The 14,434-nt window shown below is 70.5% G+C and carries 16 protein-coding genes; 6 read left to right on the top strand and 10 right to left on the bottom strand.

What is annotated here, in order from left to right; all coding sequences use genetic code 11:
- Positions 1 to 68: 68 nt before the first annotated feature.
- Both BLR99_RS14745 and BLR99_RS14740 read left to right on the top strand, forming a co-directional pair.
- On the top strand, positions 69 to 704 hold the full coding sequence (locus BLR99_RS14745) for an IPTL-CTERM sorting domain-containing protein (RefSeq protein WP_228193985.1): 636 nt from the start codon (positions 69 to 71) through the stop codon (positions 702 to 704).
- A gap of 109 nt (positions 705 to 813) precedes the next feature.
- The gene (locus BLR99_RS14740) at positions 814 to 1,677 is read left to right on the top strand and encodes a hypothetical protein (protein WP_048857361.1); all 864 of its coding nucleotides are present in this window, start codon (positions 814 to 816) and stop codon (positions 1,675 to 1,677) included.
- A 10-nt stretch (positions 1,678 to 1,687) separates the two neighbouring features.
- On the opposite strand, the gene BLR99_RS14735 is transcribed toward BLR99_RS14740, so the two are convergent.
- Both BLR99_RS14735 and BLR99_RS14730 read right to left on the bottom strand, forming a co-directional pair.
- A complete protein-coding gene (locus tag BLR99_RS14735; protein WP_048857360.1) occupies positions 1,688 to 2,476 on the bottom strand; it encodes a hypothetical protein in 789 nt (262 codons plus the stop codon).
- Positions 2,477 to 2,657: 181 nt separating this feature from the next.
- Positions 2,658 to 3,326 (bottom strand): hypothetical protein, encoded by a 669-nt coding sequence (locus BLR99_RS14730; protein WP_017439504.1) that lies wholly within the window; start codon positions 3,324 to 3,326, stop codon positions 2,658 to 2,660.
- A 99-nt stretch (positions 3,327 to 3,425) separates the two neighbouring features.
- Between BLR99_RS14730 and BLR99_RS14725 the strand changes: the two genes are divergently transcribed.
- The gene (locus BLR99_RS14725) at positions 3,426 to 4,349 is read left to right on the top strand and encodes a LysR substrate-binding domain-containing protein (RefSeq protein WP_017439503.1); all 924 of its coding nucleotides are present in this window, start codon (positions 3,426 to 3,428) and stop codon (positions 4,347 to 4,349) included.
- On the opposite strand, the gene BLR99_RS14720 is transcribed toward BLR99_RS14725, so the two are convergent.
- A complete protein-coding gene (locus BLR99_RS14720) occupies positions 4,337 to 5,626 on the bottom strand; it encodes an FAD-dependent oxidoreductase (protein ID WP_170838052.1) in 1,290 nt (429 codons plus the stop codon). The two genes, BLR99_RS14725 and BLR99_RS14720, sit on opposite strands and share 13 nt — an antisense overlap.
- Before the next feature lie 320 nt (positions 5,627 to 5,946).
- On the opposite strand from BLR99_RS14720, the gene BLR99_RS14715 reads away from it, so the two are divergent.
- Complete coding sequence (locus tag BLR99_RS14715; RefSeq protein ID WP_011795064.1) at positions 5,947 to 6,834, top strand: transporter substrate-binding domain-containing protein; 888 nt, start codon at positions 5,947 to 5,949, stop codon at positions 6,832 to 6,834.
- 34 nt (positions 6,835 to 6,868) lie between these two features.
- Here BLR99_RS14715 and BLR99_RS14710 read toward each other — a convergent pair whose 3' ends face one another.
- The 5 genes from BLR99_RS14710 to BLR99_RS14690 all read right to left on the bottom strand — a co-directional run bounded on the left by BLR99_RS14710 (position 6,869) and on the right by BLR99_RS14690 (position 9,793).
- On the bottom strand, positions 6,869 to 7,345 hold the full coding sequence (locus tag BLR99_RS14710) for a DUF2269 family protein (protein ID WP_048857365.1): 477 nt from the start codon (positions 7,343 to 7,345) through the stop codon (positions 6,869 to 6,871).
- A complete protein-coding gene (locus BLR99_RS14705; RefSeq protein WP_011795066.1) occupies positions 7,342 to 7,740 on the bottom strand; it encodes a DoxX-like family protein in 399 nt (132 codons plus the stop codon). The genes BLR99_RS14710 and BLR99_RS14705 overlap by 4 nt, the downstream gene beginning before the upstream one ends.
- Positions 7,737 to 8,639 (bottom strand): NAD-dependent epimerase/dehydratase family protein, encoded by a 903-nt coding sequence (locus BLR99_RS14700; protein ID WP_048857359.1) that lies wholly within the window; start codon positions 8,637 to 8,639, stop codon positions 7,737 to 7,739. The genes BLR99_RS14705 and BLR99_RS14700 overlap by 4 nt, the downstream gene beginning before the upstream one ends.
- Positions 8,640 to 8,650: 11 nt before the next feature.
- On the bottom strand, positions 8,651 to 9,094 hold the full coding sequence (locus BLR99_RS14695; RefSeq protein WP_011795068.1) for a thiol-disulfide oxidoreductase DCC family protein: 444 nt from the start codon (positions 9,092 to 9,094) through the stop codon (positions 8,651 to 8,653).
- Positions 9,095 to 9,205: 111 nt separating this feature from the next.
- The gene (locus BLR99_RS14690) at positions 9,206 to 9,793 is read right to left on the bottom strand and encodes a GbsR/MarR family transcriptional regulator (protein ID WP_017439030.1); all 588 of its coding nucleotides are present in this window, start codon (positions 9,791 to 9,793) and stop codon (positions 9,206 to 9,208) included.
- Between the two features lie 144 nt (positions 9,794 to 9,937).
- On the opposite strand from BLR99_RS14690, the gene BLR99_RS14685 reads away from it, so the two are divergent.
- Positions 9,938 to 10,846 (top strand): dienelactone hydrolase family protein, encoded by a 909-nt coding sequence (locus BLR99_RS14685; protein ID WP_011795070.1) that lies wholly within the window; start codon positions 9,938 to 9,940, stop codon positions 10,844 to 10,846.
- 129 nt (positions 10,847 to 10,975) lie between these two features.
- Positions 10,976 to 11,854, top strand: coding sequence for a ZIP family metal transporter (locus tag BLR99_RS14680; protein WP_017439029.1), 879 nt, complete (start codon positions 10,976 to 10,978; stop codon positions 11,852 to 11,854).
- A 147-nt stretch (positions 11,855 to 12,001) separates the two neighbouring features.
- On the opposite strand, the gene BLR99_RS14675 is transcribed toward BLR99_RS14680, so the two are convergent.
- The gene (locus BLR99_RS14675) at positions 12,002 to 13,603 is read right to left on the bottom strand and encodes a lyase family protein (RefSeq protein WP_011795072.1); all 1,602 of its coding nucleotides are present in this window, start codon (positions 13,601 to 13,603) and stop codon (positions 12,002 to 12,004) included.
- 71 nt (positions 13,604 to 13,674) lie between these two features.
- A complete protein-coding gene (locus BLR99_RS14670) occupies positions 13,675 to 14,421 on the bottom strand; it encodes a LytR/AlgR family response regulator transcription factor (RefSeq protein ID WP_011795073.1) in 747 nt (248 codons plus the stop codon).
- Positions 14,422 to 14,434: the final 13 nt, after the last annotated feature.

Here is a 14,434-nt window from a genome sequence, read left to right as displayed (position 1 = left end):
TCGAGAAGGCAGCATGGCCTTACACTTCGATGCACTTCCATCGATTCACTCAACACACGCGCTATTCCATGCAATACGCTCTTCGCACCCTGGCGCTCGCTGCCCTGCTTGCACCGGCATTCGCCGGCGCCGCCACGATCGTCAGCTGTCCGGCCAACACCAATACGGGTGGCGACGGCATCTCGCGGTCTTTCTATCTGCCCAACTACGCCGGCACCACCCTCGACACCGTGACGGTGAACTATGGCACGGCGACCGCGGGCAGCTACACCGTGGCGCTCGAAGCGCGGCTGAACGCATTCGACGGCACGCTGGTCGGCACCGCGAATTCGACCACCACGGTTGCCGCAGCGAGCGTCGCCGGCGGCACGCCCTTCACGTTCAATTTCAACAACGCGGCGATTCCGGCGAACTCCACCATCACGTTCAAGCAGACGCTGATCGCCGGTCCGGGCTCGCTGTCCAATAATACCGGCCAGGCACCTTGTACCGGCACCGTGACGCAGACCAACGGTTCCACTCCGCCCCTCGACAGCGCCCGCCGTGCCACTCTGGCGATTACCGTGACGGGCAGCACTACGCCCGTAGGCGGTGGCGGCGGCACGGTGGCGAGCATCCCGACGCTCTCCGAATGGGGCATGGTCCTGCTGTCCGGGCTGCTGGCGCTGTTCGGCGTCGCCCGGATGCGCCGTCGCGGCCGCTGATCCGCCGGTCCGCGACGGGGCGCCGCGTCCGGTGGCTCCGCCCGGCGCCCCGGGGCACGAGAGCTTGCGGTCGAGCAAAGATGCGAGCCCACCGTAGCCGCTCCTGTCCGTGTCCGTACCCCGCCCGTTTCTGCCCCAGGAAATCCGCCCCGCCTGTGGGGAACAGCAACGGCTGACGGCCCGCCATCTCCAGGGCTGTATTCCCGAGCTGGAGGGTTATCTGCACGCGCTGCGCCGCGAGGTCGACGACGAACTGCGGGGCACCACACCCCCGTACCGCAAGCCCTACCCCTACGGCTGCTGCCTGGAAATTTCCCAGGCGTTCGAGCGCAAACTGCGCGCGGCGGTGGCATCGGAGGCGTCGCGGCCCGGCCTGGATGCCATCCGTGCCTTCATGCAGGAGGGTGGCTACGTTGGCAGCGTGTGGGGCGCGCTGCGCGAGCGCTACTTCCAGAACGCGTTCCAGTTCGGCAGCCTGTACGTCGACGTCTCCAACGACACGGTGGACGTGCGCAAGCCCGCCATCGAAATCCTGCCCATGGCCGAATCCGGCCTGCTGAACGTGTCCGACGTGGCGCATTTCGTCCGCATCGCGCGTGCCTACTGGGAAGGGGAGTACTACGTCAACGACGTGTGGCCGGCGCTGGCGCCGATCGCTCCGGTGGTGATGGTGGTGCCGGACCTGCAACTGGTCCGGCTCCCGACCGGCTCGGCCTACATGGTGGGTTTGCAGCGCCGCGACCGCTACCAGTCTGCCGAGGCCTATCTTGCCGAGGGCCCGGCGCTTCCCGCCGCGGCGCGCGAAGCGCTGCTGGCACGCCTCGCACCGCGCAGGAAGGTGGCCGATGCCCGACAGGGGCGGGCGCTGTCCCTGGCCGCCTGCGCCTCGCTGCGCCGTGCGACGCCGCTCGAAGAGACGATGTGGCTGAACCGGCAGTGCGTGGAGTGGGGCGCGTTCAACCGCACGGCTTGAAGGCGCCGCGTCAGTACACGTCGCCCAGCGGGCAGTCCGGCGTTGCCGGTTTGGCGAGGGGCAGATAGTAGTAGGCCGCCGGCTGCCAGCGGCCCGGCCCCGCCGAGTCCGCGATGCGCACGTGCACGCCCTCGGCCGATACGCAGTGGTCCACGCGCACCGACACCTTGCGGTCCGGCCACTGCAGGAAGAGCCGCTGGTCGGAGGCGCGGGTCACCATGGCCTTGCCCTGCACCGCCAGGCCCGTGAACGGCTCGTCCGGCGCCTGCGTGAACTGCGCGGCATGCTCGGCGGCGAGCTGCGAATCGTCCCCGTCGAAGCGGAGGATGGACACGTCCCGCGCGGGCACCGCGGCCTGCGGGCGCACGCAGCACTCCGGCACCTTGGCCGCGGGATAGAGCGGCAGGTAGTGCAGTTCGCCACCCGGCGCCGCGTCGCCGGACGCCAGCGCGACGCGGGCGGAGCCGGGGCTGGAGGCATCCACCACACCCACCCGGAAGGAGAGCAGGGCGCCAGCGTGCGCGGGCGCCCCGGTCGTGCGTGCCGGCGCCGCCACCGGGGTGCGGGCCCGGGCGGCCGGTCGGGCGCGGGCCCTGGCGGACGATGCCGGCCTGCTAGCGGATTTGCCGGAATTCTTGCCGGCCGTTTTGCCGGTGGCCTTGCTGGTGGTCTTGGTCGTCGTCTTGTTCGGGCTGGCGTGGACCTCGCCGACTCCGGCGAGCGCCAGGGACAGCGCGATGGAGAGGATCGGCCCGGTCAGGGCTGCTGCGTGTCGATGTCGTCGTTCAATGGCCATCATGGGAGAAAAGAGGAATGCAGGCGGATTCCGCCGCCGGTGGCCGGAGGCGCCACCGGAATGCTGAGGGCCGAGTATGCGGCGGAGTTCCTGGGGTGGCGGTAAAGATGTGCATACCGCGTGGATTCCAGAAAGCGCGACGACGGCCCGATGGCTCAGGCAGATCCGCTCCGCTGCCCCCCCTTCACTCCCGCGGGCAGTCGGACTGCACATCGGCGCCCAGAGGCAGGTAGTAATGGGCGACGGGCTTCCACCGGCCCGCGCCCGTGCTTTCGGCGATCTTGACGTGCAGGCCCTCGGCGGCGAGGCAGTGGTCCACGCGGACCTGTTGCCTGCTGTCCGGCCACCGCAGCAGGATGCGATGGGAAGAGGTGCGCTTCACCGTGGGCTTTCCCTGCAAGGCCAGTCCCACGAATCCATCGCCCGGCAGATGGGTGAAACGGGCCTCGCGCTCGGCGGCGGGTTCGGTGTCCGCGCCCTGGTAGCGCAGCAGGCTGGTTTCCTGCGGGTCGACCGGCGCCTGCGGGCGAATGCAGCACTCCGTGGCTTGGCCTGCTGGCGGCGACAGGCGCAGAAACCGCAGTTCGTGAGGCGGTGCAGCGTTGCCGGGCACCGCTTGCGCAGGCGATCCCATGCCCGGCAAGGCGACCCGCGCCGCGTCAGGCATGCGTGCGTCCACGATGCCGACGCGTGCGGAAGGAAGAGCGGGCGCCGCCGCGTGGGCCGCAGCACAGCCGAGGGCGAAGATGGATACCAGCAGGTGCGTGGCGCGCGGTGTGAAGCGTGGCGCGAAGACCCTCGTCGCATGCGTCGGTGCTGTGGGGCAGAGGCATGCGGTGGCGGGCGGTGTCATGGCCGGCGATTGTGCAGGGAAGCTCCGGCACTGGAAGATAGGAAACGCTTTGATGCAATATCCCACCCTGTCCTCACCACTGCACCGTCTCGCCGTTCCATGCGCCTGCGCCACATCGAAGTCTTCAACGCCGTGATGCTCACGGGCAGCGTGAGCGCGGCCGCGCGGCTCATCAACGTCACGCAGCCCGCGGTGAGCCGCATCCTCGCGCATGCGGAACTGCAGCTGGGCTTCGCGCTGTTCCACCGGCACAAGGGGCGCCTCGTGCCGACGCGCGAGGCGCAGACGCTCTACCCGCACATCGAGCGGCTGTTCACGCAGCTCGACGAGGTACAGCGTCTGGCCGGCAGCCTGCGCGGGCAGCAGCGCGAAGGCGAGCTGCACGTGCTGAGCGTGCTCGCCTTGAGCCACGAGGTGATGCCGCGGGCGCTGCGGGCCTTCCATGCGCTGCATCCCGGCGTGCACGTCACCATCGACGCGCTGCATTCCCCGCAGATCGTCTCGGCCCTGGTGCTGCAGGAGGCCGACGTGGGCTTCGTGTTCTCGGCGCTGTCGCACCCGTCGCTGGAGCAGGAGACGCTCGCCGAAGGCGCCATGGTCTGCGTGGCGCCGCGCGGCCTGCTGGATGCCCAGGTGGTGGGCGCGGGCGCGGTGCACCTGGCCGATCTGGCCGGCGTGCCGGTGGTGCGGCTGGGGCTGAACGATCCGCTCGGCACCATGGTGAACCATGCCTGCCGCGAGGCCGAGGTGGGGCTGCAGTCGGCGATCACGGTGCAGACCTACCATGCCGCGCTGGCGCTCGCGCACCACGGCCTGGGCGTGGCGCTGGTCGATGCCTGCACTGCCGCATCCGCGGACCGGCGGCAGGTGGACGTGCTGGAGCTGCTGCCGCGCATCGCCGTGCCGGTGAGGGCGCTGCGCATGCCGCACCGCCCGGCATCGCTGCTCGCCGATGCGATGGTGCGCTGCATGCGCGAGGCCGTGCTGCAGACCGTGCAGAAGGGGCCGGCTCAGGCGGCGTGAACGGCGCCCGGTACGGCGGTGGCCTGCGGCGCCTGCGCCATCGCCTCCGCCAATTGCTCCGCGGTGCCGAACGAGAGCGTGAACCCCAGGGCGCCGTGGCCCGTGTGCAGCCAGCCGTTGGCGGGCCCGCCCGGCTGCCGTCCCACCATGGGCAGGCCCGTCGGCGTCGCGGGGCGCATGCCCGTCCAGGGGCGCAGCGGTGCGTCGGCGCCCGGGTCGTGGCCGAACACCTCCACCACGGCCTGGCGCAGGCGGTCGATGCGGTCCTGCGGAATGCTGCGGTCATCGCCCACGAGTTCAGCCATGCCCGCCACGCGCAGCCGGTCGCCCAGGCGGGCGAACACCACCTTGCGTGCCGCGTCGGTCACGTTCACGTGCGGAGCCCAGGCCGCATCGGCGGGCGCATCGAGCGTGAGGCTGTAGCCCTTGAGCGGGTACACGGGCAGCCGCATGCCCAGCCGCGCGGCCCAGGCGGCGCTGGCACTGCCCAGGGCCAGCACGAAGTGGTCGGCTTCCATGCGCACGTCCTCCGTGCTGCCCGCGCGGCGCAACTGCACCGCGGCGATGCGGCCGTCGGCCCTGCGATCGAAGCCGCGCAGCTGTGCGTCCAGCACGAAACGCACACCCCGCGCTGCCAGCAGTGCCTGCAGCCCTTCGCAGACCTTGCGGCAATCGGCCGCGCATTCGCTGGGCGTGTAGATGGCGCCCGCGATGCGGTCGGTGCCGTGGGCGAGCGCGGGCTCCAGCTCCACGCAGCGCGCGGCGGAGACGGATTCCTGCTCGCAGCCCCAGGCGCGCTGCAGCGCCATCTGCCGCTCGGCGGCGGCCAGGGATTCGGGCGAGCGGTACACCACCAGCTTGCCCGTGCGCGTGAAGTCGCAGGCGATTCCTTCGCGCTCCAGCAAGCCCTCGAACGCCACGCGGCTGCGGGCGGCGAGCGCCAGCAGCGCGCCCGTGGTACTGCGCGAGGTCGTCTCGTTGCAGGCCGCGAGGAAGGCGGCGCCCCAGCGCCACTGGTGCAGGCTCCACTGCGGCCGCAGCTTGAGCGGCGAATCCGGCGAGAAGAGGAGCTTGGGCAACTGCCCCCAGACGGAGGCGTCGGCGAGCGGCTGCACGTAGCTGTAGCTGAGCTGCGCGCCGTTGCCGCCGCTCGCGCCGCCGCCCACCGGCCCCTGGTCGATCACCGTGACCTGCCAGCCCTGCCGCTGCAGCGCATAGGCCGTCGCCAGGCCCGCGATCCCCGCGCCCAGAATGCATGCATGCCTGTCCATTCCCATCGTTCGTCCCGTCCATTCCATGCCAGCCGGCACATCGGCAAGACTGTAGGGCGGTGCCCGCGGCTTGAACAATGCCGTTCGCCCGGGCGTCCATGCCTTCAGGTTATGCACTGGAATGGGGCCTGCAGCCCGGCCTTATCGCCAGGAAGACGGGCGCGGTTCTTGCTGAATATCAGGGTTGACCCGGACGGGGCATAACTTTCCGGCATGGCTTCGGCCGCGGAATGAATTGTTCAAGCCGGGGCCGTCTTCCTACAGTGCCTGCACCGCCGCGCTGCGCCGGGCCCGAGCCGTCCGCTTTTTCCATCCAAGGAGTTCCCATGAAAACCACCCTCTGCTCCGCCGCGCTGCTCGCCTGCGGCATGCTGGCCGGTGCCGCCGCCCAGGCCGACACCCTCAAGAAGATCGCGGACAGCGGCAAGATCACGCTCGCCTACCGCGAATCGTCGGTGCCCTTCAGCTACCTGGCCGGCGCGGGCGCACCCATCGGGTTCTCGGTGGACATCTCCAACGCGGTGGTGGATGCGGTGAAGAAGAAGCTGAACAAGCCCGACCTCAAGGTCGAGCTGCAGGCCGTGACCTCGCAGAACCGCATCCCGCTGGTGACCAACGGCACGGTGGACCTGGAGTGCGGCTCCACCACCAACAACACCGCGCGCGCCAAGGACGTGCAGTTCGCCGTCAACTACTTCTACACCGGCACGCGCCTGCTCGTGAAGAAATCCTCGGGCGTGAAGAACTACGCCGACCTCGCGAAAAAGACCGTGGCCAGCACCACCGGCACCACGAACGCCCAGGTGATCCGCAAGTACAACCGCGACAACAACCTCGAGATGGACATCATCCTGGGCAAGGACCACAACGACTCCATGCTGCTGGTGGATACGGGCCGGGCGCTGGCGTTCGCGATGGACGACATCCTGCTCTTCGGCCTGAAGGCCAATGCCGTGAACCCGGCCGAATGGGACGTGGTCGGGGACGCACTGCAGGTCGAGCCCTATGCCTGCATGCTGCGCAAGGACGACCCGCAGTTCCAGGCGCTGGTCAACGGCGTGATCGGCGGCATGATGAAGTCCGGCGAATTCGAGAAGCTCTACAACAAGTGGTTCCTCTCGCCCATCGCGCCCAAGGGCCAGGCACTGGGCCTGCCGATGTCGAAGGAACTGCGCGACAACCTCACGGCGCAGAGCGACAAGCCCGCGGTCTGACGGCGCCGGCCGGACGCCCGGGGGCGCGCCACCTTCAGCCCCAGAGCGCCGGCTTGGCCACCATCATGTAGTAGATCGCGAGCATGGCGATGAAGGCCGGGTAGCCGAGCGCTTCCCACCAGCGCGCATGGCGGCGGTAGTCTTCCGGCAGCGCGGTGCCGCGGTCCGCCGCGTCGCGCGCCATGGCGGCCATGCGCCACTGCAGCCACAGCACGGGCAGCCAGCACAGGCCGGCGACCACGTACAGCTCCAGCGAGGCAGAGATCCACGGCGTGGCGAGCGGCCAGCCGGCCATGTGGGCCAGCGCCACGCCGCTGACCGGCTGCACGATGCCGGCGGGCGTGGTGAACCAGGTGTCCGCGCGCACCACGAGGCGCGCCACCACGGCCTGGGCCTGCACGCTGCCGCTGCGGTTGGCGAAGAACAGGTAGAAGGCCGAGCCGAATCCCGTGCCCACCAGCAGCACGCTGGAGAGGATGTGCACCCACTTGAGGACCAGGTACGAGTTCATGGACGCCATTCTTCCGTGTGCCAGAGCACGAGCAGGATGGCCGCGATGGGAATGTTCTTGAGCAGCCGGCCCAGCGGGTCGAGCCACAGCCCGGGCAGCAGGAATGTGGCGATCACGGTCATCGTGCCCATGAGCAGCAGGGCCGCGGCATAGGCGGGGCGGCCCGGCCGCCACCACAGCCATGCGCCGACGGCCAGGTCCGCGGCGATGCCGGCGGCGATGATGGCCTGCATGAGCAGGGTGTTCTGCATCCCGGCGGCCACCAGCAGGTCGCGGCTCTGGCCGTGGAACTCCGCCACGCTCGCGACCGCGGTGCCCAGCCAGACGGCCACGAGGCTCGCGCGCAGCCAGCCCCGTTCGCGCCGGCCCGCGGACGATGGCGTGCGCCCTGTCATGGCTGCCTCCAGGCGCGGGCGACCAGGTCCCGGTAGTGCACGGCCTCGCGGCCCAGGAGGCTGCGCAGCGGCGCGGGATCGGCGGTGTTGTCGCTGCCCAGCAGCGCCAGGCTCTCGCTGCACCAGGGCGAGGCCGGCACGCGGTCCCCGAGGCGCGCGCTCAGGCGGCTGAGCGCGTCCGGCAGTGTCGCCACGCGGGCCGGCCCATGCCCGCACTGGGCCCGCAGGCTGGCGACGAGTCCGGCCATCGGCACGGCCTCCGGGCCCGCGCACTCGATGATGCCCTGCCGGTCCTGGGCCGGACCCAGCAGCGCGGCCACGGCGTCGGCAAGGTCGTGCACGGCCACCGGCTGCACGCGGGCCTGCAGCACGGGACGCGGCAGCACCACCACGGGCAGCCGCGCCAGGTTCATGAAGAGTGCGCTGCTCGCGCCGCCGCGGCCGAACACGATGCTGGGCCGCAGCACGCAGGCCGAAGGCGCCGGAGCCGCGCCCTGCGCCAGGCCCAGCAGGAACGTGTCCGCGCCGCGCTTGGTGCGGGCATAGCGGGTTTCGCCGCGGTCCACGCCCAGCGCGGAGATCTGCACCACCCGCCGCACGCCGGCCTGGGCGCAGGCCTGGAACAGCGCGATCGGGGTATCGCGGTGCAGGGCGTCGATGGGGCGGCCGGGGCTGTCGCGCAGCACGCCCACGGCGTTGACCACCGCGTCGATGCCCGCGAGTCGGGGCAGCCAGGCTCCCGGGTCGGTGTCGCGCGCGAAATCCATGGGCACCTGCCCGGCATCGCGCCGGCCGTGGCGCGGGGAAATGCCTTCGTGGACCGTGTGGCCTTCCGAGCGCAGCCGGGCGGCGACGTGCCGGCCGATGAACCCGGTCGCGCCGGTGATGAGGACTTGCATGGTGGATCTCCTCAAAGGTCGCAGCGGTCGCCGGGCGCGCACCGCCGCAGGGCCGCGCGCCGGCTCGCGCGTTCGAACAGGCCGCCCACCAGCCAGCGCGGCAGGCGGTAGCGGTTGCGCGCCAGCACCGGGTAGAGCCGGTCCGCGAGCGGGCCCAGCACCGGCAGGCGCGTGGCCGCCATGACCCAGCCCAGGCCCACGGCCGCATAAGCGCGGCGGAACACCTCCACGCCGCGCAGCACCCGTCCATCCGCGGTGCGGGCATGGATCAGCGTCAGCAATTGCTCGTGCGTGGTGCCCGGCGGGCCTTCGAAGCCGGGCGCCCACACGTCCGCGAACCGCAGCAGCCCGGCCCGGTCGCGCAGCCGCAGGTTGGTCATCTCCGCCCGGCAGAGCTGGCAGCGGGAGTCGAAGTAGAGGGTCAGGGGATAGAGGGCTTGCGGATCGGTGGTCATGGCGGGCTCCTGGGAAAATGGTTGGCTGCCGTTGGGTTTTCTCTGCTTTTTAAATTTCTGTACGGAATGAAATGAGGGGCGTAAAAAGGCGCGAGAAACGAAGCGGCGGACTCAGGCGGCGGGCGTGCCCGGAGGCTGCTGGCCGGCCGGGGAACGCTTGCTGCGGGATGCGGCGTCGTCGCCGCGCACGAACTTCTGCACGCTGGCGCCCAGGCGCAGCACTTTCTCGAGGGTGGAAGGGGTGAGCCGGAGCATCTCTTCGGTCCAGAGATCCAGCGATTCCATCAGGCGCAGGGTTTCCCGCACGCGGTCCTGCGCATCGGGGGCTTCGGCCGCCAGCTCCGGACGGCTCGCCAGTTCGCGCAGCATGCGCACCGTCGGCTCGAACTCGCGCTCCTTGCGCTCGCGCACGATGGTGCGGAACAGCTCCCAGACGTCGGTGGAGGTCTCGAAATAGTCGCGCCGGTCGCCCAGGACGTGGGTGACGCGGATCAGGTGCCAGTTGAGCAGTTCCTTGAGGCTGTTGCTCGCGTTGGACCGGGCGACGCCGAGGGTTTCGCAGATGTCTTCCGCATGCAATGGCCGGCCATGGAAGAAGAGCAGGGCGTGGATCTGGGCGACGGTGCGGTTGACGCCCCAGGCGGTGCCCATTTCGCCCCAGTGGACGATGAAACGGCGGGCGGTGTCGGTCAGTTGCATGGCTGTGAGTCTATTGCTTCGGTAATTTCTGTCAATACAGAAATTTCGGGCGCAATCCATCCCGTGCAATCGACCGCGCCCTCACATAGACTGCCCAGTCTTTCAGACGCTGCGTTCCCATTTCCTCTTTTCACAGGAGCTTCCATGCTGCATGACGACCTCAGGAAAGATTTCGATGCCCTGCTGCCCGGCAAATCCAGCGAAGCCGGTGCCAGCCGCCGCACCGCCATGCGCGTGGCGCTGGGCGCGGGCTTCGGCGTGGGCTACGCCGCCGCGGCGATGCCGGTCATGGCGCAGACGGCCATCCACACGCCGTCCGATGGACTGGTGGCAGGCAAGGTCGAGATCGACGTCAACGGCTTCAAGGTGCCGGCCTACCGCGCCGCGCCCGCCGGCAAGACGGGGCTGCCCGTGGTGCTGGTGATCCAGGAGATCTTCGGCGTGCACGAGTACATCGCCGACACCTGCCGCCGCTTCGCGAAGGCGGGCTATCTCGCCATCGCGCCGGAGATGTTCGTCCGCCAGGGAGACCCCTCGCAGTACACCGAAATCTCCAGGCTCATGGGCGAGATCGTCTCCAAGGTGCCCGATGCCCAGGTGCTGGCCGACCTCGACGCGACCGTGAAGTGGGCCGGCGACCACGGCGGCGATCTCTCGAAGGTGGGCATCACGGGCTTCTGCTGGGGCGGGCGCATCACCTGGCTCTATGCGGCCCACGGCCCGGTCAAGGCCGGCGTGGCATGGTACGGCCGGCTGGTGGGGCAGGCGGGCGAGCTCACGCCCAAACACCCGGTGGACATCGCTCCCATCCTCAAGGCGCCGGTGCTCGGCCTCTACGGCGAAAAAGACACCGGAATCCCTCTTGACACGATTGATAAGATGAAAGCGGCCCTCAAGAACGGGTCCGCCGCCGCCAAGGCGTCGGAGTTCGTGGTGTACCCTGACGCGCCGCATGCGTTCCATGCCGACTACCGGCCCAGCTACCGCAAGGAAGCCGCCGAGGACGGGTGGAAGCGCGCGCTGGCGTGGTTCAAGGCGCACGGCGTGGGCTGACGCGCCGCCCCGCCGGGCGCCGCGTTCCGCAGCAAAGCCCTTCGGGGCTTTTTTCGTTTGCGCTTTCCTGGCGGGCCGGATGCCGGCCGCGGCAAGCCCTGTGTTTTCGAGAATCGAGCGCGTACAGCTATGACTTTGATCGCAATCATCCTGGCCACCCTGGCCGCGGGTATCGGCAGCGTGTGGGTGGCGGCCCTGCTCATGCGGGCCGGCTGGGGGGACGGCCGCTCGGGCATCGGCCCGCGGCACCTCCTGAGCTTCGCCGCCGGCGCGCTGCTGGCCACGGCCTTCATGCATTTGCTACCCGAGGCCTTCGAGAGCCAGGCCGGCGCGCACGAACTCTTCGCCACGCTGCTGGTGGGGCTGGTCTTCTTCTTCCTGCTGGACAAGGCGGAGCTCTGGCACCACGGCCACGAGCACGGCGTGGGGCCGGCCAACGACGACCCGGGTACGGGGGGAGGGCACGCGCACGCCCATGGACACACCCACGATGGCCACGGGCACGATGCACACGGCCATGGGCACCACTCCCACGCCCATTCCCACTCGCATCGCGGCTCCGGCGGCTGGGCCCTGCTCACGGGCGACAGCGTCCACTGCTTCGGCGACGGTGTCCTGATTGCCTCCGCCTTCCTGGCCGACCTGCGCCTGGGCGCCATCGCCGCGCTGGCCGTCCTGGCCCACGAAGTGCCGCACCACATGGGCGATCTGGTGGTGCTGCGCCAGTCCAGCGGCGACCGGCGCGCGGCCCTGGTCAAGGTGTCCCTGGCCGGAGCGGTCACCGCGCTCGGGGGCGTGGTGGGCTATTTCCTGGTGGGCGAGCTGCAGGACTGGCTGCCGTATTTCCTGGCCATCGCGTCCAGCAGCTTCGTCTATGTGGCGCTGGCCGACCTCATCCCCCAATTGCAAAAGCGCCTGACGGCCGCGCAGACGCTGGCGCAGATCGCGTGGCTGCTGGGGGGCATGGCGGTGGTCACGCTGGTGAGCGGGATGGCGCACGCACATTAAGGGGCACCCCCCTGAGCGGCTTCGCCGCCTCCCCCCTCTCTCGCCATGCTGCGCATGGCGGGCGGGGGGACGCAGCCCTCGCTGCGGGGGGCCCTTGCTTGGCTGCTGCTGGCCTGGGCCGCGCTTGCCCGCGGCGCGGCCCGGCGGTCAGCGGGGGGCCAGGCGGTCGAAGTCGCGGTCCAGGCGGGCGAGGCTGCCGCCGATGCGGGCGCGCTGCGCGGCTATCCAGGCCGATTGCTGCTCCACGCGGGCCTGGGCGGCCTTGAGCATGCGGGCCATTTCCGCCGGCTGGGGGCCGCCGGCCGTCGCGCGGTGGCGGACGATGGCCACCGGGTCCAGCGTGGCGCGGAACTCGGCCTCGTCCATGGGCAGTTGCGCGGGGAATTCCGAGCCGTGCACCGATTCCGCATAGATGCGGCGGGCCTCGGCGTAGGGGAAGTCCAGCGGCTTGATGTCCTTGGCCTTGGCGTAGCCGACCGCCTCCGACGCGAAATGGTGGCCCACGCGGAAGGGCAGCCGGTACTTGCGCATCAGCACGTCGGCCAGTTCCTGCGAGGCGGTCCAGTCACTGTTCAATTCCTCGAGCGCGCGCTGCGGGTCGATGACCAGCGCGCCCAGGATGCGGTCCCACTGGCGCAGCACGTCGATCGCGCTCTGCACCATGGCGGTGTTGTTGCGCGCTTCCTTCGGGTCCTGCATGCCCGGCGGGATGTTGTGCGCCTGGATGGCCGCGCCCATGCCCAGCGTCAGGGCCTGCGAGGCGTCGCGGCGCGTGGCGTTGAGCAGGCCGGGGTTGCGCTTTTGCGGCATCGCGCTCGACACGTAGGTGTTGCCGCCGCCTTCCTGCAGCAGGATCCACGGGCGGGGCTGCGCGTACTGCGTCATCACGTCCTCGATGAAGGAGCCGGCGTGCAGGGCGATCGCCATGACGATGGCGCCGGCCTCCACCGGCTGGTCCACGGCCGAAACCTGCGCGGCGTCGTAGGCATTGTCCACCGTGGCGGAAAAGCCCAGGTAGTCCGCCATGCGCTGGCGGTCGAGCGGCCAGCTCGTGCCGTTGAGCACCGTGGTGCCCATGGGCGAGCGGTCGATGCGGGCATAGGCCTCGCGGATGCGCTGCGCATCGCGGTCCAGGCCGCTGGCCAGGCCCAGCAGATAGTGGCCGTAGCTGTTGGGCTGCGCGGCCACGCCGTTCGTGTAGTTGGGCACCACGGTGGCCTGGTGCCTGTCGGCCAGCCGGACCATCGTGGCCGTCGTCTGGTTCAGCGCCTCGGCCAGTTGCAACATCTGGTCGCGCAGCATGGCCGCGCGCACGGTGGAGAGCATGTCCTGGCTGGAGCGGCCGGCGTGCAGCAGCGTGATCTGCGGGCCCGCGGCCTCGATGAGCAGGGGCTCGAAAGTGATCACCAGCCTGGGCCGCTTGCCGCCGGGCCGGTTGCCGTCGGCCAGCACCTTGCTGATGCCGCCGTGGACCAGCGGCGCCAGGGACTTGTCGAGCAGGCCCTGGTCGATGTTGATGACGGCAGATGCCTTGTTGATCTCCCCGAGCCAGAAGAATTCGTCGCGCGGCGGGGCAGGGGCCGGCCGGACCGGCGCTGCGGAGGGTGCGCTGGCGGCCGACGCCGGAGAGGCCGGAGAGGCCGGCTGCGCTGGCGCGGCGCCAGCGCAGAGCGCGGCGGCGCAGGCGAGGGCGTGCAGCGCGGTGCGCATCCGGGGATGTTTCCGGGGGCGTTCTCGTGGAATCGTCATGTCTGTCTCCTGTGTATTTCTAACCGGACGGGTGCCGCGGCGCCCTGCGGCCCCCTGGCCGGCAACGCCGGCTAGCCCGCCAGCGCCTCGCGAACCGCGGACACCTGCCGGCGCGACACGGACAGCAGTTCCGGCAGGCCGTGCATGCGCACGGCCCAGCCTTCGCCTTCCACCGGGTCGTAGTGCTTCTCGATGGCCCGCAGCGCGCGCCGCGCGACCAGCGCGTTGCGGTGTACGCGCAGGAAGCGGGACGGATAGCGCGCTTCGAGTTCGCTCAGCGCGCCGTCCAGGATGTAGCTGCGCGTGCCCGTGCGGACGGTGAGGTACTTCAGTTCGGCCTTGACATAGACCACCTCGTCCAGCGGCACGCGTTCGGTGCGGCCCCGGTCCTGGATCAGCAGCGCCTCCGTGTCCGGTGCGGCCGGCGAAGCGGGAGCGACCGCCGCGGGCCGGGCGACGGCGCGCTGGGCCTTGGCCAGCGCCTGCTGCAGGCGCTCGGCGCGCACGGGCTTGGTGAGGTAGTCCGCCGCGTCCAGCTCGAAGGCGCTCACGGCGTGGTCGGCATGCGCCGTCACGAAAACGATGGCGGGAGGGCTGGCCAGGGCGCGCAGCACATGCGCGAGGGAAAGCCCGTCCTGCCCGGGCATGTGGATGTCGAGCAGCACGGCGTCGAAGGGCCGCCCGCCCGGCGCGCGCAGCAGCTGCAGCGCTTCTGCGGCATTCGCCGCCTCGGCCAGGGTGTGCCCGCCGCTGTCGGACAGCAGCGTGCGCAGGCGGCTGCGGGCCAGGGCTTCGTCGTCCACGATGAGGATGTGCATGGGAGCCGCAAGG

Origin of the sequence: Paracidovorax citrulli (assembly GCF_900100305.1) — a bacterium.
GTDB lineage: Bacteria > Pseudomonadota > Gammaproteobacteria > Burkholderiales > Burkholderiaceae_C > Paracidovorax > Paracidovorax citrulli.
This window is presented reverse-complemented; position numbering and strand designations above follow the sequence as displayed.